Origin of the sequence: Pseudomonas sp. BTN1, from assembly GCF_001907715.1 — a bacterium.
Classification (GTDB): Bacteria; Pseudomonadota; Gammaproteobacteria; order Pseudomonadales; family Pseudomonadaceae; genus Aquipseudomonas; species Aquipseudomonas paracarnis.
The window spans coordinates 53,375-72,975 of the sequence record NZ_MPBM01000051.1 but is presented as its reverse complement, the minus strand read 5'-3'; the positions used below and the strand labels follow the sequence as shown (position 1 = coordinate 72,975).

Here is a 19,601-nt window from a genome sequence, read left to right as displayed (position 1 = left end):
GGCTCACTTTTGAAAAGCGCAAAAGTAAAACGCTCTTGCCCCACCACTCGGCACCTCGCCTGGGCTCGGTGTGCCCGTAATCCGCCAGTGATTTGGGGGGCCGCCGCCACGCGCCATCCATGGCGCGGGGCGGCTAAACCGGCATCCCTGCCGGTTTACCCCCCAAATCCCTGTCGAATTCCGGCCAGCGTGGTTTGACGGGGCGCTTAAGATCAAAATCAAAAGCAGATCAAGAGCAGATCAAGAGCGACTCGCTTCGCATCGTGGTTACCGTCGGTTGCTACCGCCTATGCGGTGCTGTCGAGCCCCGTGCTGCGATAGGCCCGCATAAACAACTGCACCACGTCCTGCACATGCTCTTCAGCCTCTTGCGCGCTCAATTGTCCGCCGCAGCCATACAACAAGCGAAAGTTCGCCGTGCCCTTGAGCAAGCAAAAGAAGTGCTCCGCGGCTTTGAACGGTGTGTCGATGCTCAGCGCGCCGCCCTGGTCAATCTTGCCGAGCAAGCGCTCCATGCCTTGCAGCATGCGCATGGGGCCGGCGTTGAAGAAGATCTGGGAGAGTTTCACGTCCTGATTGCCGGTGGTCATCATCAGGCGATGCAGGTTTACCGACTCCTCGCTGTTGATCAGCCGATGAAAGCCGCGTGCGATGTTGAGCAACACCGTCTCGACGGGCATGCCTTCGGGAAGCTCGAAGTACATCACCGGCAATTGCTCTTCACATTTGGCCACTACCGCCGCGGTGAACAGCGTCTCCTTGTCGGTGAAGTGGCTGTAGACCGTGAGTTTCGATACGCCGGCCGCCAGGGCGACGGCGTCCATGCTGGTGTTTGCATAGCCCTTATCCAGGAACAGCGATTTTGCCGATTCGAGGATTGCCTGGCGTTTTGCCATGTCCTTGGGGCGCCCTGGGCTTGCGGTGTTCAGAGGATTGTCGGACATTTTCACCTTTAATACTGGACTGGTGAGTTTGGTATTAATAACATACCGGCCAGTATAATTATTCCAAGCTCTATTTGCGAAAGGTCCTTCAGCATGCGCAGCGCTTTCCTGCCCCTTGCTTTGCCTGTCAGCCTGATCTTCCTGTTGGCCGCTTGCGGCCATGAAGAAGCGGCCCAGACCACCGTGCGCCCGGCCATGGTGGTGCAACCGCAGCCGTCGGCGCAGGCAATGGACAGCTACCCCGGTGAGGTGCGTGCCCGTTATGAGCCGGACCTGGCCTTTCGCATCGGCGGCAAAGTCAGCAAGCGCCTGGTGGAGGAGGGCGAACGGGTCAAGGCCAACCAGCCGCTGGCCGAACTCGACCCTCAGGACGTGCGCCTGCAATTGGAAGCCACCCGTGCCCAAGTGGCCGCCGCCGAGGCCAATCTGAGCTTGGTACGTGCGGAGCGGGATCGCTACAAGACCTTGATGGATCGTCAGATGGTCAGTCGGTCGCAGTACGACAATTCCGAAAACCTCTACCGAGCCGGTGAAGCACGCCTGAAGCAGATCAAGGCCGAGTTCGATGTGTCCAGCAATCAGGCCGGCTACGCCGTGCTGCGTGCGCCTCAGGATGGGGTAGTCGCCAAGCGTGCCGTCGAGGTGGGGCAAGTGGTTTCCGCTGGCCAGACGGTGTTCACCCTGGCCACCGATGGCGAGCGTGAAGTCTTGATCAGCCTGCCCGAGCAGGGCTTTGGCCGCTTCAAGATCGGCCAGCCGGTGTCGGTGGAGTTGTGGAGCCAGCCAGAGCAACGCTTCGCCGGGCGCATTCGTGAACTGTCTCCTGCCGCCGACCCCAAGTCTCGCACCTTCGCCGCGCGCGTAGCCTTCACCGGCGGCAAAGTGCCCGCCGAACTGGGCCAAAGCGCACGGGTTTTCATCCAGGTCGACGGTGTCATTCCTCTATCGGTACCGCTGTCTGCCCTGAGTGCCGAGAACGGTGCGTCCTACGTTTGGCGTGTAAAACCGGACAACACCCTTGAACGCACCCCTGTACGCATTGGTGCGTTTGGCGAAAACACCGTGCCGGTACTCGAAGGCTTGGCCGCCACCGATTGGGTGGTGGCCGCAGGCGTGCATGTGCTCCATGAGGGCCAACCCGTGCGCCCGGTGGATCGCTCCAACCGTGTAGTGAATCTGGCGGCCAAGGAGTAGTCCCCATGGGTTTCAACCTTTCCGAATGGGCGTTGCGTAATCGCCAGATCGTACTGTTCCTGATGATCCTGCTGGCCGTGGTTGGCACCTTGTCCTACACCAAGTTGGGACAAAGCGAAGACCCGCCCTTTACCTTCAAGGCCATGGTGATCAAGACCAACTGGCCTGGAGCCACGGCCCAGGAGGTTTCGCGCCAGGTCACTGAGCGAATCGAGAAAAAACTCATGGAGACCGGTGAGTATGAACGCATCGTGTCGTTCTCCCGTCCTGGTGAATCCCAGGTCACCTTTATTGCCCGTGACTCGATGCGTTCGGCGCAGATTCCTGAGTTGTGGTACCAGGTGCGCAAGAAAATCAGCGACATCCGCCACACCTTGCCGCCGGATATCCAGGGGCCGTTTTTCAACGACGAGTTCGGCACCACCTTCGGCAATATCTACGCCCTGACCGGCGACGGCTTTGACTATGCGGTGCTCAAGGACTACGCCGACCGCATCCAGATCCAGCTGCAACGCGTCCCGGATGTGGGCAAGGTCGAGCTGCTCGGCCTGCAGGACGAGAAGATCTGGATCGAGCTGTCCAACCTCAAGCTCGCCACCCTCGGCTTGCCTCTGGCTGCTGTACAACAGGCGTTGCAGGAGCAAAATGCGGTGTCCACCGCCGGCTTCTTTGAAACCCCCACCGAGCGCGTGCAACTGCGCGTTTCGGGCAACTTCAAGACAGTAGAGGAGATCCGCAACTTTCCGATACGCGTGGGGGATCGCACCTTCCGCATCGGTGACGTGGCTGACATCCATCGAGGCTTCAACGACCCACCGGCACCGCGCATACGCTACATGGGCGCAGATGCCATCGGCCTGGCCGTGGCCATGCGCGACGGTGGCGACATCCTCGTACTGGGCAAGGCCCTTGAAGCGCAATTCGCACGCCTGCAAAAGAACCTTCCGGCAGGGATGGAGCTGCGCAAAGTGTCGGACCAGCCGGCAGCCGTGAAGACCAGCGTCGGCGAATTCGTCCAGGTATTGGCTGAAGCGCTGGCGATTGTTTTGCTGGTGAGCTTTTTCTCCCTCGGCGTGCGCACCGGCATGGTCGTCGCCCTGGCGATTCCGCTGGTACTGGCGATGACCTTTGCCACCATGTATTACTTGGGCATCGGCCTGCACAAGATTTCCCTGGGCGCCTTGGTCTTGGCCCTGGGCTTGCTGGTGGATGACGCGATCATCGCCGTGGAAATGATGGCGATCAAAATGGAACAGGGCTACGACCGCCTCAAAGCCGCGAGTTTCGCCTGGACCAGCACCGCATTCCCCATGCTCACCGGCACCCTGATCACGGCCGCAGGCTTCTTGCCGATTGCCACCGCGCAATCGAGCACTGGTGAATACACCCGTTCGATCTTCCAGGTGGTGACCATTGCACTGCTGGCCTCCTGGGTGGCGGCCGTGGTGTTTGTGCCCTACCTGGGGGAAAAACTCCTGCCCGACCTGGCGAAGATTCATGCGGCCAAACACGGCACCGACGGCCCGGACCCTTACGGCACACCCTTCTATCAGCGTGTAAGGCGTCTGGTGGAGTGGTGCGTGCAGCGGCGTAAAACCGTGATCGTGCTGACCCTGCTGCTGTTTATCGGCTCGGTTGCACTGTTTCGCTTCGTGCCGCAACAGTTCTTCCCGGCTTCCGGTCGCTTGGAGTTGATGGTCGACCTGAAACTGGCCGAAGGCGCTTCCCTGAGCAACACCGCCGAACAGGTCAAGCGCCTGGAGGCGTTGCTCAAGGAGCATGCCGGCATCAATAACTATGTCGCCTACGCGGGCACCGGTTCGCCACGGTTTTACCTGCCACTGGACCAGCAATTGCCCGCTGCCAGCTTCGCCCAGTTTGTGGTGCTGGCTAACACCATCGAGGAGCGAGAAAGCCTGCGCACCTGGCTGATCGAAACCCTCAACGAGCAATTCCCCGCCCTGCGTTCGCGGGTCACGCGCCTGGAGAACGGCCCGCCCGTAGGCTACCCCGTGCAGTTTCGTGTGACTGGCGAGCACATCGAAGAAGTCCGTTCGCTGGCGCGCAAAGTGGCGGCCAAGGTTCGCGAAAATACCCATGTGGTGAATGTGCATCTGGACTGGGAAGAGCCGAGCAAAATCGTATACCTGAATATCGACCAGGACCGTGCCCGTGCCCTGGGTGTGAGCACTGCCAACCTGTCGAAATTCCTGCAGAGTTCCCTGACCGGCGCCAGCGTCAGCCAGTATCGGGAGGACAACGAATTGATCGAGATCCTCCTGCGCGGCACGGTGCATGAGCGTAGCGAGCTGTCGCGCCTGCCGAGCCTGGCCGTGCCCACCGACAATGGTAAAAGCGTGGCGCTGTCGCAAATTGCCACCCTCGAATATGGATTCGAAGAAGGCATCATCTGGCATCGCAACCGTCTGCCCACGGTGACCGTACGGGCCGATATCTATGGCAAGGAACAGCCGGCGACCCTCGTGCAGCAGATCTTGCCGACGCTCGCCGATGTGCGAGCCGAGCTGCCGGACGGCTATCTGTTGGAGGTGGGCGGTACGGTTGAAGACTCTGCGCGGGGGCAAAACTCGGTGAAGGCCGGCGTGCCGCTGTTTATCGTGGTGGTGCTGACCTTGCTGATGCTGCAACTGCGCAGCTTTTCGCGCACGGCCATGGTCTTTCTCACCGCACCGTTGGGGCTGATCGGCGTGACCCTGTTCCTGTTGGTGTTCCGCCAACCCTTCGGTTTCGTCGCCATGCTCGGCACCATCGCGCTGTCGGGCATGATCATGCGTAATTCGGTGATTCTGGTGGACCAGATAGAACAAGACATCAAGGCCGGCCTGGCACCCTGGCAGGCAATTATCGAAGCCACCGTCCGACGCTTTCGCCCGATTGTGCTGACGGCGCTGGCAGCGGTGCTGGCGATGATTCCGTTGTCGCGCAGTGTGTTCTTCGGGCCCATGGCTGTGGCGATCATGGGGGGGTTGATCGTGGCGACGGCGTTGACGCTGTTGTTCTTGCCGGCGTTGTACGCGGCTTGGTTCAGGATCAGGAAGGACGTGGAGTAAATCTGTGACTGTTTTTGGGTGGGCCCAATGGGAACCTTTTTTTCAGGCTTGCCACAGATAGTTACCTGTTCGCAGGTACTTTATTCGGTGGTTTTTATCACGTGGATAAAATTTCCAGAACGTTCATAGAGGCGAAATAGATATGCTCCTACAAGCAGTGGGAAACTTTTACTCGGCGATTGGCATGATGCTGGGCGGCGGTCAGGTGGGCGGCGCTTGCGCCAAACATTCACATAATGACTCCGTCAGTCGGCGTGAGCTTTCAGACGCGCTCAAATCGTTCAAATACGGTCATTCCCAGCCCACCACTAATTTGACGATCAACAACAGCGTTTCCAACGCGAACAGCAATGCGAATACCAACGCTCAAATCGGCCGTTGAATGCGCTGAGTTCTGATATTCAGCCATTGCAAACACTCTGCACCCGCAGAGTGTTTGCCGCGTTACGTCCCAGTACAAGTCGCTGGCGAAGGCTTAAAGTGCCCCAAACACCTTCTTGGCCAAGCTGGTGGCTGCCGCCGCCGGGTTCTTGCGAATGGTTTCTTCCTGCTGCGCAATCATCTTGAACAAACCATCCAGCGCCTGCTCGGTCACGTAGTTTTCGACGTTGGCGCTCTTGGCATCCACGGCGCCAAAGGCTGCGGCCTTGCCGGCCAGAGCGTTGTACTGCTGAGCCACGCCGACTTTGTCGGTGGCGGCCTTGACGATGGGCAGGAACTTGGCGCGAATTTCTTCACGGCTGCTTTTGTTCAGGTATTGGGTGGCGGAGTCCTGGCCTCCACTGAGAATGCCCTTGGCGTCGGTCACGCTCATGTTCTTCACGGCGTTGACCAGAATTGGCTGGGCCTGGGTCACGGCGGTTTCTGCGGCCTTGTTCATGCTGGTTTCCAGTTGCGTGACCTGGTCACCCATACCAAACATTTTAAGCTTGTCGGCGACTTTGCCGAGTTTGCCCGGCAGGCCGATCTTCACGTCCGGGTTGTTGCTGAAACCACCGGGTGTCCCGAGTTGTTTCACAGCAATCTGTGCACCTTGGGTCAAGGCATCCTTGAGGCCGCCGCTGGCGTCACCCTGGGACAGGCTGCCCAGATCCAGGGCCATGGCGTTGGCGCCGAACAGCAAGCCAGCACACAGGGCGGTGAGGCGAAGAGATTTGCGGAGCATGGGCGCTTCCTTATGAAGTGGGAATGATCAATGTGCGGCCGCATCTACCCGCAGGCGCAGCGGTTGTGGGTCCTGGCCGTTTAGTTGCACGGTGTGCCGCTCGGTGGTGATAAACAGTAGCTTGCCGTCCAGCTCAATGCGAGCGCTGACCGAATAGGTGTGGCCCGGTTTGACCTGAGCCGGGTCATAGCTCAGGTGAAACGGCAGCGGCACCTGGCCTTTGACCGGGCCTTTCTGTTCGGCGAGGGTCACGGCCGGGGCGTCCATCAGGGACACGTCCTGCAGGCTGACACTCAAGGTGGCGGCCGGCGGCAGGGCGATGCGTTGCAGGTAGAACACTTCGCCGTCCAGACTGGCCTTCGGGGTTGGGGTCATCGAGTGGCAGGCTCCGAGCAGGGCGGTCAGGCCCAGGAGGATGAGTTTTTTCACGGTGCAACTCCTTTTCAACGGCGCCGGAATCCGCCCGACGCCTCGTTCAATTTAGCGGTTTTCTTCAGGAGGGGCGGCAACCGGTTCAGGCGCGGTCTCGGTTGCGCCGTCCACGCGGTGCAAGGCCACCTGGCGGATCGACAGGCGAATATCCGCCGGCAACACGCGTTTGGCCGCACCTTCTGCCAGTTCGCCGAGCAGGTCGTGATAGCCCAGCTTGCCGGCTTCATCGCGGCGTAGCACATCTTGCTCCAGCAACGTCTGGATGAAATGTCGGAAAAGGCTCTTGTCGAAGAATTCCGGAGCATTGAGGCCGTGCAGGATTGACAGGCGCTGGGCCATGATCGTGCACAGGTCTTCCAGCTCTTCGGCGCTGATACTGTTCTGGCCGCTGTTGAGCAGCAACGAGATCGCCATGTAGAAGCGTTGCAGGGTCTGGGCGATGCTCTTGGACAGCAGCGTCAGCAGCACAAAGTGCCGCGAACTCGGCGCCGGGCGCAGGTACACGGCGTTTTCGAAACGCAGCAGGCCTTGTTCGACAAACGCGTCCAGCCATTGATCGACCACGTTGTCCAAGTCGTCCAAGGACCAACGAATAAACAGTTCCGATTGCAGGTACGGGTAAAGCGCGTGGGTGTAGCGCAGGATCTGTTCGCGACTCATCCGCGAGCTGCTCTGGAAGAAGCTCGCCAGCAACGCCGGCAGGGCGAAGATGTGCAGCACGTTGTTGCGGTAGTAGGTCATCAGGACGGCATTCTGCTCATCCAGATAAACGATTTTGCCCAGGGCGTCACTCTGCTCGGACAACAGGTTCATGTCCTTGACGTGCTTGATCAGCGCCAGGCCATCGCCTTCCGGCAGGGTGGTGTGGGGCGAGTAGGGCACACGACGCAACAGCGCGAGGTACAGGTCCAGCTGGCGGGCCATGGCCTGTTCATCCAGCGCCAGGCGGGTGGTGGACAGCAGGGCCAGCGCCACCAGGTTCACCGGGTTCACCGCAGCGGCTTCGTTCAAATGACGCGCCACCTGTTCGCCGAGGCGATTGGTGGTTTCGTTGAGCCAGGCCGGTTTGTAGTTCGGCCCCAGTTCCTGGGCGCGCCAGTCCGGTTGCTCGGCGTCGAGGAACTCTGCCAGCTTGATCGGTTCGCCAAAGTTGACTGCCACTTGGCCGAAGCGCTGCTTGAGCGCGCCGACCACTTTGAAGATATCGAAGATCGACTCTTTCTTCTTGCTGGCGCCACGCAGTTCGCCCAGGTAAGTGCGGCCTTCGAGGACACGCTCATAGCCGATATACACCGGCACGAACACGATAGGCATGCGCGAGGAGCGCAAGAAGCTGCGCAGGGTGATCGCCAACATCCCGGTTTTCGGTTGTAGCATGCGCCCGGTGCGCGAGCGGCCGCCTTCGACGAAGTACTCCACCGGGAAGCCCTTGGTAAACAGGGTGTGCAGGTATTCGTTGAACACCGAGGTGTACAACGGGTTGCCCTTGAAGGTGCGGCGCATGAAAAACGCACCGCCACGGCGCAGCAGGCTGCCGATCACCGGCATGTTGAGGTTGATGCCGGCGGCGATATGCGGTGGGGTCAGGCCGTTCTTGAACAGCAGGTAGGACAGCAGCAGGTAGTCGATATGGCTGCGGTGGCAAGGCACGTAGATCACCTCGTAGCCTTGGGCCACCTTTTGCACGCCTTCGATGTTATTGACCTTGATGCCGTCGTAGATCTTGTTCCAGAACCAGCTCAAGACCACTTCCAGGAAGCGGATCGCGGTGTAGGTGTAGTCCGAGGCAATTTCGTTGCCATAGCGCAGGGCCAGGGCCTTGGCTTTTTCCGGCGAGATTTTTTCGCGTTCGGCCTCATCAGAAATGGCCTGGCGCACTAGCGGCATATTGACCAGGCCCTTCACCAGATTACGGCGGTGGGACAGGTCAGGGCCGATCACCGCCGTCTTCAGGTTACGAAAGTGCACACGCAAGATGCGCTGGGCCATGCGCACGGTGCGTTCGTGGCCTTTATTGTGCTCGATCAATTCGCGCAGGTTGATAGGCGCGGAGAATTGCACACGGGTCTTGCGCCCCAGGATCAGGATGCTCAACAACCGGCGTAGACGCCCGGTGACCGCCCAGCTGTCGGCGAATAAAAGCTTCCAGGGGCTGGACTCGCTTTCGGGGGATTGGCCCCAGAACACACTGACCGGAATGATTTGTGCATTCTCTTCGGCGTGTTCGGTGAGGGTATTGACCAGCCGCGTCAGGGTGGGTGGTGCGCCACGCTTGTCCTGGCGCCCAAGCCAATCCGGATCCGGCGTGAGGTAGAAGAACGCCGCAGGCTCCATCAACGGCCCCACTGACACTGGCAGCACCGGGCGTGGCAGGCCGGCCTTGGTGCACTCGGCGTCGACCACTGCCAACTCGGTGAGGGAGGGTGATTGCAGGACGTAGAAAACCGGCCGGCTGCGGTCCAGGTTAAGGGTGAGGGACGACTGGTTGATCGTCTCTGAGCGAACCCAGAGGTACAACAGTCGGCGCAAGGTGCCAAACACCAGACGGCGGAACGGGGAGCGGGTCATAGGCGAACTGCTTCAAGTGGAAAAAACCGAGCAGGCGCTCGGGCGGGTAGTGTGCCGTATTCGCCGAAAATCGGCAAAAAAGCAGCGATGTAAAGTTGAGTTGATGGTTTTTGAGCCTGTCTTATACTCGGCAGTTCAATGCGAGCGACTCAACAATAAAAAAACCAGTGGGAGTGAACAGATGACAACGCGTGAAACCGGCAATGTGAAGTGGTTCAACGATGCAAAGGGCTACGGCTTTATCCAGCGTGAAGATGGCAAGGATGTGTTTGTGCACTACCGCGCCATTCGCGGTGAAGGCCACCGCTCGTTGGCCGAAGGCCAGCAGGTGGAATACGCCGTGGTGACCGGCGAGAAGGGCTTGCAGGCGGAGGATGTGGTCGGCCTGTAACAACTTGGTCTTGATAACCCAATCAACTGTGGGAGCTGGCTTGCCTGCGATAGCATCACTGTGGTCTGACTGATAGACCAAGGTGTCTGCATCGCAGGCAAGCCAGCTCCCCCATTGATTGGGTTGGCAATGGGCTGTCAGGCGGTTTTCCAAGTGATCTGTTCTTCACCGTCTACGCTGATGCGAATCCAGGTGTCGGCACTTTCCTCACCCTCTTCTTCAACCCAGGTGCCCGGCGCGCAGCGCACTTCGACGTTCAGTGCGGCAAACGCGGCGCGGGCGCAGGCGATGTCGTCGTCCCACGGGGTCTGGTCGCTTTCCAGGTACAGGCTGTTCCATTTGCCCACCGCCTTGGGCAGCCAGGTCACCGGCACGCTGCCGGCCTTGCACTTGTAGGTCTGGCCTTTCTGGACCCAGTCGGTGCACGGGCCCAGGGCGGCACCCAGCCAGGCGGCGATGGCCTTGTGATCGACGTCGGCGTCCTTCAGGTAAATCTCAATATCGGGTTGGCGCATGGATGTTCCTCGTTGCGGGATTCGAAAATCCATTCGCGGGTGGGTGAACGTCAGTCATTGAAGCACGAAATAATCGTAACGCATCGACACCGTGACCTGCAGCGGCTCGGCCGCCTCGATCACCTCGTGGCGGCGCTCGGCACTGGCTCGCCAGCCGTGGGGCGTCATCGCCAGCAGGTTGGCGCGGTCCTGGGCTTCGGCCAGGCTCAGGGTGAATTCCAGTGTTTCACTGTGTGCCAGGTGCATGCCATCCGGCACCAGGGCCAGGTGTTTATCGTCGGTATACTCGCGTACCTCGTCGTAAAGACGCTCGCGCAGTTCCATCAAGTGGCCGCTGGTCGGGCCGACCTTCATCAAACCGCCGCCGGGACTGAGCAGGCGCTTGGCCTCTTGCCAATCCAACGGGCTGAACACGCTGGCGAGGAACTGGCAGCTGGCATCGGCCAATGGCACGCGGGCCATGCTGGCGATCAACCAGGTCAGCGCCGGGTTGCGTCTGCACGCGCGCTTGACCGCTTCCTTGGAGATATCCAGGGCATAGCCATCGGCGTGGGGTAGGGCCTGGGCAATTTGCGCGGTGTAGTAACCCTCGCCACACCCAATGTCGACCCAGCGCTGCGGTGCACGCTCGGCGGCCAGTTCGGCCAGGCGCTTGGCCACCGGGGCGTAGTGCCCGGCGTTGAGGAAGTCGCGGCGCGCCTCGACCATGGCCAGGTTATCGCCTGGGTCGCGGCTGTTCTTGTGCTGCACCGGCAACAGGTTCAGGTAACCCTGGCGCGCGCGATCGAAACGGTGCCCGGCCGGGCACGCCACGCCATTGTCCACCGCATTGAGCGGTGCGCTGCAAATGGGGCAGGCAAGCATCAGGCGAGCAACTTGATCAGGGTCTGGTAGTAGATTTCGGTCAGCACATCGAGGTCGCTGGCCAGGATGCGTTCGTTGACCTGGTGGATCGTCGCGTTGACCGGGCCCAGCTCGACCACCTGGGTGCCCAGCGTGGCGATAAAGCGCCCATCGGAGGTACCGCCGCTGGTGGATGCCTTGGTCTCACGCCCGGTGATCGCCTTGATACTGGCAGATACCGCATCCAGCAGCGCACCCGGCTCGGTGAGGAACGGCAGGCCCGATAGCGCCCACTCCACATGCCAGTCCAGGCCATGTTTATCCAGGATCGCCGCGACCCGCTGTTGCAGGCCCTCGACGGTGGACTCGGTAGAGAAGCGGAAGTTGAATACCGCCGTCAGGTCGCCGGGGATCACGTTGGTGGCGCCGGTACCCGAATTGAGGTTGGAAATCTGGAAACTGGTCGGCGGGAAGAAGGCGTTGCCGTCATCCCAATGCTCGGCAGCCAATTCAGCCAGGGCCGCCGCAGCCAGGTGGATCGGGTTCTTCGCCAGATGCGGGTAAGCCACATGGCCCTGTACACCGCGCACGGTCAAGGTGGCACCGAGGGAGCCACGACGGCCGTTCTTGACCACATCGCCCACCAGGGTCGTGCTCGACGGTTCGCCGACGATGCACCAGTCCAGGCGTTCCTTGCGCGCGGCCAGACGTTCGATCACCGCCTTGGTGCCATGGTGCGCCGGGCCTTCTTCGTCGCTGGTGATCAGGAAGGCGACCGAACCCTTGTGGTCCGGGTAGTCGGTGACGAAACGTTCCGCTGCCACCAGCATCGCCGCCAGGCTGCCTTTCATGTCAGCCGCGCCACGGCCACAGAGCATGCCGTTTTCATCGATCAACGCGTCGAACGGGTCGTTCTGCCAGGCCTGTACCGGACCGGTCGGCACCACGTCGGTGTGACCGGCAAAGCACAGCACCGGACCTTCATGCTTGCCATGGGTGGCCCAGAAATTGTCCACATCTTCGATGCGCATCGGTTCAAGCGCAAAACCGGCGTCGCCCAGGCGCTGCATCATCAGCTTCTGGCAATCGGCATCGATCGGCGTGACCGACGGGCGACGGATCAGGTCGATGGCCAGTTGAAGGGTCGGCGAAAGGTCGGCATGGGCCGTCATGGGGGGAACTCCGGAAAGCGTGTGATGGGGCGCAGGACGAATGTGGAAATACAGAGCCTGGAGCGACGCAACTCCAATGTGGGAGCTGGCTTGCCTGCGATAGCATCGCTGCGGTGTGCCTGTCAGACCGCGGCGTCTGTATCGCAGGCAAGCCAGCTCCCACATAGAATTGGGCCAGGCCAAGTCTCACAAAAGGGCCGTTATCTTATAGCAAAACGGCGGCCAAGGGCCGCCGTTTAGTGCATTGCGTCACTTTTTACGCCGCCGGTGCGGGCTCGGGCGCCGCCGAAGGTTTGGGCAGCGACGATAAGAACGCCATGATCAGCGCCGCCACATAGGGCAGCGACTGCACCAGCAACATCACCACCCAGAAGCGAATGTCGTTGCTCGGCAGGCCTTGCACCAGGTAGATCCCCAGCGCCGCGCCCCACAGCAGCAGCATGATGAACATTTCTTCGCGGGCTTCGGAAATGGCCACCCAGAAGCCGTGGTTATCGGCGTTTTTCGGCGTGCGAAAGAACGGAATGCTGGTGGTGAAGAAACCATACAGCACCGCCTTGGCGATGGTATGGGACAACGCCAAACCGGCCAGGGCCGCGCAGAACGCATCTTTCAAGTTCACGCCTACCGCACGACGGTAGAGGAAGATGATCTTGCCGACCTTGAACACGAACAACGCCAACGGCGGGATCGCGAAAATCAGCAATGGCGGGTCGACCCGAGTCGGCACGATGATCATCGCCGCAGACCACAACAGGGCGCCGACGGTAAAGAAGATGTTCATACCATCGGCCACCCACGGCAACCAGCCCGCGAGGAAGTGGTAGCGCTGACCGCGGGTCAGCTCGGTGTCTTTGCCCCGTATCAGGCTGGCGGTGTGGCGCTTGATGATCTGGATCGCGCCATAGGCCCAGCGGAAACGCTGTTTCTTGAAGTCGATAAAGGTATCCGGCATCAAACCCTTGCCGTAGCTGTCGTGGTAGTACGCCGCCGACAAGCCTTTCTCGAACACGCGCAGGCCCAGCTCGGCGTCTTCACAGATGCACCAGTCGGCCCAGCCCAGCTCTTCGAGCACCGAGCGGCGGGTCATGGTCATGGTGCCGTGCTGGATGATCGCGTCGCGGTCGTTACGGGTGACCATACCGATATGGAAGAAGCCCTTGTATTCGGCGTAGCAGAGCTTCTTGAAGGTGCTTTCGTTCTGGTCGCGGTAATCCTGGGGCGACTGCACCACGGCGATTTTCGGGTCGGCGAAGTGCGGCACCATGTGCTTGAGCCAGTTGGGCGATACGCAGTAGTCCGAGTCGATCACCGCGATCACTTCGGCATCCTTGGCGGTGTGCGGGATCAGGTAGTTCAGCGCGCCGCCCTTGAAACCGGCCAGGGGCGCGACGTGGAAGAACTTGAAGCGCGGGCCCAGGGTTTCGCAGTAATCGCGCACCGGCTCCCACACCGCCGGGTCCTTGGTGTTGTTGTCGATGATCAGGACTTCGTAGTCCGGATAGTCGAGGGCGGCCAGGGCGTCGAGGGTCTGTTTGACCATTTCCGGCGGCTCGTTGTAGCACGGCACGTGGATCGACACTTTCGGGCGGTAGTCCGAGTCGCCTTCCACGGGCAGGAATTCACGCCGACGCTTGTGGGTCCAGACTGCTTCTGCCAGCTCATGGGCTTCGGTCAGCAACACAATGAACACGCCCAGGGCGCCGAGTGCCAGCAACACACCGACCGTCACGCTGAACCAGGTGCTGTATTGCTGGCTGTAGTCGTAGCCGATCCAGACCAGCACCGACCCGCACAGGAACGCAATAAAGGTCAGGAAGGTACGGCCACGCTGGCGCAGGGCCGAGCCATCGATCATCAACAGGGTCAGGGACAGCAGCGCAAGCACCACTGAACCGATGGCCAGTACCCGCCATTGCGGAATCGCCACCACCGGGCCGTCAAAATTGAATTTCTGCTGGCGCGCGGCGTTGAATACACCCCAATACGCACCCGCCGAACCTTCATCGCTGACCTTCCACGGCTGGTCGAAGGCCTCGATCACGAAGTAGTTGTAACCCTGGCGATTGAGCTTGTTGACCAGTGTGCGCAGGTAAATCGCCTGGTCTGCCGGCGACGATTCATTGCCGCCGCGCATACGGCCGTTGCTCGGCCAGCCCACTTCCGACAGCAGCAGTGGCTTTTTCGGGAAGGCTTTCTTCAGGTCCTTGGCGCGGTCCAGGACGTACTGGCCGGCCTTGTCCATTGGGATGTATTCCCAGAATGGCAGGATGTGCGCGGCGATCAGGTCGACGTGCTTGGCCAGTTGCGGGTTCTTTTCCCAGATGTGCCATTGCTCGGAGGTGGTCACCGGGACTTTCACGGCGGCGCGCACGCGGTCGAGCAGCACGATCAGGGCTTCGGGGGTGATTTCTTCCCGGAACAACGCTTCGTTGCCCACCACTACGCGCACGACACTGCGCGAGGTGTTGGCGATCTCGATAGCGCGCTGGATCTCCCGCTCGTTACGCTCAAGGTCCGGGCTGATCCAGATCCCCAGGGTCACGCGCAGGCCAAACTCTTCGGCCAGCTTCGGAATATCGCCCAGGGGGCCGTCCACCGAGTAGGTACGGATGTTGTCCGTCAGCTTGCTCATGATCGCAAGGTCCTGACGCATCTGTTCGTCGGTAGGGTACTGGCCTTTCTGCGGGTACTGGCCTTGCTGGAACGGCGAGTAGGAAAAACCGGAGATCTGATCGGGCCAGTTGGGAGCGGTGACCGGGCGGTTGATCAGCGCCCAGAAACCGGTGAACAGCGCGGCAATTGCCAGCACCACCACCAGGTTGAGTCCAAATTTACGCGATGCCATGGTTATGTCGGGTTCCAAAGGGTGCGGAACGAAAGAGGTGTCGGCCTGCGCCGAACGGCGCGCATCCTACACCGGCCCTTCCCTGAGCGTACAGCAGACAGAGAAAAGCCGGACGTTAGTCTGCGAAACTCCATCTAAGTTCTTCACTTGTAACTTGTAGCTTAAAACTTGCTGCTGCGTAGCCCTATAATGCGCGCCGGTTTTTGGGGTAATGATGATGAGTACAGAAGATCCGCGGTTTGCAGGCGTTGCCCGCTTGTACGGCCTTGAGGGCCTGGAACGCTTGAAAGCGGCCCATGTGGCGATTGTCGGCGTCGGCGGCGTGGGTTCCTGGGCGGCAGAAGCGATTGCCCGCTGCGGGGTGGGTGAGATTTCGCTGTTTGACCTGGACGATGTCTGCGTCAGCAACAGCAACCGCCAGTTGCATGCCCTGGACAGCACCGTGGGCAAGCCCAAGGTCGAAGTGATGGCTGAGCGCCTGCGCGGCATCAACCCCGATTGCACCGTGCACGCGGTGGCAGACTTCGTCACCCGCGATACCATGGCCGAGTACATCACGCCGACTATCGACTGTGTGATCGACTGCATCGACGCGGTCAACGCCAAGGCGGCGCTGATTGCCTGGTGCAAGCGCCGCAAGATCCAGATCATCACCACCGGCGGCGCCGGTGGGCAGATTGACCCCACGCTGATCCAGGTGTGTGACCTGAACCGCACCTTCAATGACCCGTTGGCCTCGAAAGTGCGCTCTACCTTGCGCCGCGATTATGGCTTCTCGCGCACGGTGACCCGTCATTACAGCGTGCCGTGCGTGTTTTCCACCGAGCAACTGCGCTACCCCAAGCCCGATGGCAGCATCTGCCTGCAGAAGAGTTTTGTCGGTGATGGCGTGAAGCTGGACTGCGCGGGCGGGTTTGGCGCGGTGATGATGGTCACAGCCACGTTCGGCATGGTGGCGGCCACCAAGGCGGTAGACAAGATCGTGGCGGGAGTGCGCAGGCCGTCGGAGCGCATCAAACCCAGCTAAATCTCATTGCCGAACATAGATCCAAATTGTGGGAGCTGGCTTGCCTGCGATAGCGGTGTGTCAGCCACTGAAAATACTGACTGATTCGCCGCTATCGCAGGCAAGCCAGCTCCCACATTATTTCTATGTACGCGTCAGGTCTCGCATGCGTTGCAGTACGGCATTCAAGCCATTGCTGCGCGACGGCGATAACTGGCGCGACAAGCCCAGTTGATTGAACCAGTCAGGCAGGTCAACCGCTTGCAGTTCATCAGCCGACAGCCCATTGACCCGCGCCAGCAGCAACGCCACCAACCCACGAATCATCCGCGCCTCGCTGCTCGCCGTAAACTGCCAATGGCCGTCCTGCAAACGCCCCACCAGCCACACCAGGCTTTCGCAACCTTGCACCAGGTTGGCGTCGACCTTTTCATCATCGGCCAGGGCGGGCAAGCGTTCACCCCATTGCATCAGCACCCGGGCGCGCTGCTCCCAACTGCCAATGGCCTGGAAGGCTTGCAGTGCGGCGTGTGCCTCCAGCGGCAAGCTCATCGCAGCATGTCCAGCGCCTGGTCCAACGCTTCAAAAAAGCGCTCCAGGTCGTCGGAATCGTTGTAGAGCGCCAGTGAAACGCGGATGGCGCCTGACAGATTCATCGCCTTCAACAGCGGCATTGCGCAGTGGTGACCGGCACGCACAGCAATGCCTTGCTCGGTCAGCAGGTGGGCGAGGTCGGCGTTGTGCACGCCCGCCACCACAAAACTCACCAGCGCCACCTGCGGCGATCCCAGCACGCGTACGCCATTGCGGGCCTTAAGCCCACGCAGCAGGTAGTCATGCAGGGCGGCTTCGTGGGCGATCACCGCCGAGGGATCCAGTGAACTCAGGTAATCCAGGCTCGCGCCCAGGCCGATCACACTGGCAATCGGAGGAGTGCCGGCCTCGAAACCCAGCGGCGCGGGGCGAAAGCTGGCGCTGTGGTAGTCGGCCTGTTGCACCATCTCGCCGCCGAACTGCCAGTGGCGCAGGTGGTGCAGGGCCTCATTACGGCCATACAGCACACCCACGCCGTCCGGGCCGTAGAGTTTGTGGCTGGAAAATACGTAGAAGTCGCAGCCCAGGGCCTGCACGTCGTGACGGCCATGGACGATGCCTTGGGCGCCGTCCACCACCGTGAGGGCGCCGTGTGCCTGGGCCATCGTCAGCAAGGCTGGCAGCGGCTGCCAGGCACCGAGCACGTTGGATAACTGGCTCACCGCCAGCAAGCGTGTGCGTGGGCCAATCAAGCTGGCCGCGGCGTCCAGGTCGATGACGCCGTCATCGTCCAGAGGCAAGACCACCAGTGTGAGTGCGCGGCGTTTGGCCAATTGCTGCCAGGGCAACAGGTTGGCGTGGTGTTCCAGGGCGCTGATGGCAATCTCATCGCCCGCATTGAATAAGTGCTCCAGGCCATAGGCCAGGAGGTTCAGCGCAGAGGTTGCGCCGTGGGTAAACACGACCTGCCCGCTGTCACCTGCGTTCAACCACTGCGCGACCTTGCTGCGGCTGTCTTCGAACGCCTGGGTCGCATGGGCTCCGGGCAAATGCTGAGCACGGTGCACATTGGCTGCGCCATTGGCGTAGTAATGACTGATGGCATCCAGCAGGGCTTGGGGTTTTTGCGTGGTCGCGGCGCTGTCCAGATAGGTCTGGTCTTGCCGTTGCAGGGTGGCGATGGCCGGGAAATCGGCGCGCCAGGGGGAGGGCACAAGCATGGTGATCAAGACTCGTATAAGCGAGCCGCCCCCGAAGGTGCGGCCGCTAGTGGCATCGAGTGGCTGCTTAGTTGTGAGCGTGCAGCGCTTCGTTCAGTTCGATGGCCGATTTGTGGGTTTTGCACTCCACGGCACCGGTCTCGGAGTTACGACGGAACAGCAGGTCTGGCTGGCCAGCCAACTCACGCGCCTTGACCACCTTGACCAGTTGGTTCTGCTCATCCAGCAGGGCAACCTTGGTGCCGGCGGTGATGTAAAGGCCCGACTCCACGGTGTTGCGGTCGCCCAATGGGATACCGGTACCGGCGTTGGCGCCGATCAGGCAGCCTTCGCCCACCTTGATCACGATATTGCCGCCGCCCGACAGGGTGCCCATGGTGGAGCAACCGCCGCCCAGGTCCGAGCCCTTGCCGACGAATACGCCCGCCGATACGCGGCCTTCGATCATGCCCGGGCCTTCGGTGCCCGCGTTGAAGTTGACGAAGCCTTCGTGCATCACGGTGGTGCCTTCGCCTACGTACGCGCCCAGGCGGATACGTGCAGCGTCAGCGATACGCACGCCAGCCGGTACGACGTAGTCGGTCATTTTCGGGAACTTGTCCACCGAGAACACTTCCAGCAGGTCGCCACGCAGGCGCGCTTCCAGTTGGCGCTCGGCCAGTTCGTTGATGTCGATGGCGCCCTGGCTGGTCCAGGCCACGTTCGGCAACTGCGGGAACACCCCGGCCAGGCTCAGGCCGTGGGGCTTGACCAAACGATGGGACAGCAGGTGCAGCTTGAGGTAGGCCTCAGGCGTGGAGGTCAGCGCTGCGTCTTCGGCCAGCAAGGTCGCGACCAGCGGCGTGTGGCTTTCGGCCAGGCGGCTGAGCAGGGCGGCCTGGGTAGCATCGACGCCTTTGAGCGCGTCGGCCAGTTGCAGGGCCTGGCTCACGGTGAAGGTGATCGCCTGGTTGCCTTCGGTGTAACCGAGGATCGGTGCGATGGCGGCAACGATTTCAGCCGACGGGTTGAGCAAGGGTTGTGCGTAAAACACTTCCAGCCAAGCACCTTGGCGGTTCTGAGTGCCGACGCCGAAGCCCAGGCTGAACAGGGAATTGGACATGCTGTTACCTCTACAAAAATGGAAGGCTGGCCTACTTGAGGGCCGCCGAATAACTATCTGGCTTGAAGCCAATCAGGGTTCTGTCACCGAGATCGAGCACCGGGCGCTTGATCATCGAGGGTTGTGCGAGCATCAATTCAATGGCTTTCGACTGATCGAGATCGGCTTTGCGTTCGTCTTCGAGTTTGCGAAAGGTGGTGCCCGCACGGTTCAAAACCACCTGCCAACCGTGCTCATTGCACCATTGGGTCAAGTGTTCACGGTCGATACCGGCCGTTTTGTAGTCATGGAACTCATAGCTCACCCCGTGCTCATCGAGCCAGGTGCGCGCCTTTTTCATGGTGTCGCAGGCTTTGATGCCGAAAAGGTGCAAGGTTTTGCTTGAAGCACTCAAGGAATTGCCCCCCTTTGGACGTATGAAAATGAAAGATCGCCGATTATGCCACGACCAGCGGGTTTCGGCGCCGCTCGTCAACAGCGTGCGACTTTTGCGCAAAGTGCCAGTGCGCAGCATAGGCGAGTAACATAGCCAGGTAACATAGCCGGGTAATATGGCACTTCAACGGCCAGTTGTTGCCTGATGTGTCTTTGCAAGC

The 19,601-nt window shown here is 60.8% G+C and carries 17 protein-coding genes; 5 read left to right on the top strand and 12 right to left on the bottom strand.

All coding sequences use genetic code 11. From position 1 onward, the window contains the following. Positions 1-287: 287 nt before the first annotated feature. Entirely contained in the window at positions 288-944 is a 657-nt protein-coding gene (locus BMH52_RS24060; RefSeq protein WP_019817872.1) for a TetR/AcrR family transcriptional regulator, read from the bottom strand. 93 nt (positions 945-1,037) lie between these two features. Here BMH52_RS24060 and BMH52_RS24055 point away from each other — a divergent pair, with 93 nt between their 5' ends. The 3 genes from BMH52_RS24055 to BMH52_RS24045 all read left to right on the top strand — a co-directional run bounded on the left by BMH52_RS24055 (position 1,038) and on the right by BMH52_RS24045 (position 5,591). Beyond that, entirely contained in the window at positions 1,038-2,138 is a 1,101-nt protein-coding gene (locus tag BMH52_RS24055) for an efflux RND transporter periplasmic adaptor subunit (RefSeq protein ID WP_014717215.1), read from the top strand. Positions 2,139-2,143: 5 nt separating this feature from the next. Continuing rightward, a complete protein-coding gene (locus BMH52_RS24050) occupies positions 2,144-5,209 on the top strand; it encodes an efflux RND transporter permease subunit (RefSeq protein WP_073845281.1) in 3,066 nt (1,021 codons plus the stop codon). A 142-nt stretch (positions 5,210-5,351) separates the two neighbouring features. Next, a complete protein-coding gene (locus tag BMH52_RS24045) occupies positions 5,352-5,591 on the top strand; it encodes a type III secretion protein (protein WP_072434299.1) in 240 nt (79 codons plus the stop codon). Positions 5,592-5,684: 93 nt separating this feature from the next. Here BMH52_RS24045 and BMH52_RS24040 read toward each other — a convergent pair whose 3' ends face one another. Genes BMH52_RS24040 through plsB form a run of 3 tightly spaced genes read right to left on the bottom strand, consistent with a single transcriptional unit; the run spans position 5,685 to position 9,374 of the window. After that, on the bottom strand, positions 5,685-6,374 hold the full coding sequence (locus BMH52_RS24040; RefSeq protein ID WP_003189124.1) for a DUF4197 domain-containing protein: 690 nt from the start codon (positions 6,372-6,374) through the stop codon (positions 5,685-5,687). Positions 6,375-6,401: 27 nt separating this feature from the next. Continuing rightward, entirely contained in the window at positions 6,402-6,803 is a 402-nt protein-coding gene (locus tag BMH52_RS24035) for a YbaY family lipoprotein (protein WP_014717218.1), read from the bottom strand. A gap of 51 nt (positions 6,804-6,854) precedes the next feature. Beyond that, positions 6,855-9,374 (bottom strand): glycerol-3-phosphate 1-O-acyltransferase PlsB, encoded by a 2,520-nt coding sequence (gene plsB, locus BMH52_RS24030; RefSeq protein ID WP_072434300.1) that lies wholly within the window; start codon positions 9,372-9,374, stop codon positions 6,855-6,857. Between the two features lie 181 nt (positions 9,375-9,555). On the opposite strand from plsB, the gene BMH52_RS24025 reads away from it, so the two are divergent. Next, the gene (locus tag BMH52_RS24025) at positions 9,556-9,765 is read left to right on the top strand and encodes a cold-shock protein (RefSeq protein ID WP_003189131.1); all 210 of its coding nucleotides are present in this window, start codon (positions 9,556-9,558) and stop codon (positions 9,763-9,765) included. A 137-nt stretch (positions 9,766-9,902) separates the two neighbouring features. Here the strand turns inward: BMH52_RS24025 and BMH52_RS24020 are convergent, their stop codons facing one another. The 4 genes from BMH52_RS24020 to BMH52_RS24005 all read right to left on the bottom strand — a co-directional run bounded on the left by BMH52_RS24020 (position 9,903) and on the right by BMH52_RS24005 (position 15,143). Continuing rightward, on the bottom strand, positions 9,903-10,280 hold the full coding sequence (locus BMH52_RS24020) for a hypothetical protein (protein ID WP_014717220.1): 378 nt from the start codon (positions 10,278-10,280) through the stop codon (positions 9,903-9,905). A gap of 54 nt (positions 10,281-10,334) precedes the next feature. Then, on the bottom strand, positions 10,335-11,144 hold the full coding sequence (locus BMH52_RS24015; protein ID WP_073845279.1) for a putative RNA methyltransferase: 810 nt from the start codon (positions 11,142-11,144) through the stop codon (positions 10,335-10,337). Further along, positions 11,144-12,295 (bottom strand): succinyl-diaminopimelate desuccinylase, encoded by a 1,152-nt coding sequence (dapE, locus tag BMH52_RS24010; RefSeq protein ID WP_073845277.1) that lies wholly within the window; start codon positions 12,293-12,295, stop codon positions 11,144-11,146. Before dapE ends, BMH52_RS24015 begins: the two co-directional genes overlap by 1 nt. Before the next feature lie 256 nt (positions 12,296-12,551). Further along, complete coding sequence (locus BMH52_RS24005) at positions 12,552-15,143, bottom strand: glycosyltransferase (protein WP_014717222.1); 2,592 nt, start codon at positions 15,141-15,143, stop codon at positions 12,552-12,554. A 217-nt stretch (positions 15,144-15,360) separates the two neighbouring features. On the opposite strand from BMH52_RS24005, the gene tcdA reads away from it, so the two are divergent. After that, positions 15,361-16,170 (top strand): tRNA cyclic N6-threonylcarbamoyladenosine(37) synthase TcdA, encoded by an 810-nt coding sequence (tcdA, locus tag BMH52_RS24000; RefSeq protein ID WP_019817865.1) that lies wholly within the window; start codon positions 15,361-15,363, stop codon positions 16,168-16,170. Positions 16,171-16,293: 123 nt separating this feature from the next. Here tcdA and BMH52_RS23995 read toward each other — a convergent pair whose 3' ends face one another. From BMH52_RS23995 to BMH52_RS23980, 4 genes are all read right to left on the bottom strand, one after another. Next, entirely contained in the window at positions 16,294-16,701 is a 408-nt protein-coding gene (locus BMH52_RS23995; RefSeq protein WP_073845275.1) for a SufE family protein, read from the bottom strand. Beyond that, the gene (locus BMH52_RS23990; RefSeq protein WP_073845273.1) at positions 16,698-17,903 is read right to left on the bottom strand and encodes an aminotransferase class V-fold PLP-dependent enzyme; all 1,206 of its coding nucleotides are present in this window, start codon (positions 17,901-17,903) and stop codon (positions 16,698-16,700) included. Before BMH52_RS23990 ends, BMH52_RS23995 begins: the two co-directional genes overlap by 4 nt. Before the next feature lie 67 nt (positions 17,904-17,970). Continuing rightward, a complete protein-coding gene (dapD, locus tag BMH52_RS23985) occupies positions 17,971-19,005 on the bottom strand; it encodes a 2,3,4,5-tetrahydropyridine-2,6-dicarboxylate N-succinyltransferase (RefSeq protein ID WP_014717226.1) in 1,035 nt (344 codons plus the stop codon). Positions 19,006-19,036: 31 nt separating this feature from the next. Then, entirely contained in the window at positions 19,037-19,345 is a 309-nt protein-coding gene (locus BMH52_RS23980) for an arsenate reductase (RefSeq protein ID WP_229999207.1), read from the bottom strand. Between the last annotated feature and the right edge of the window lie 256 nt (positions 19,346-19,601).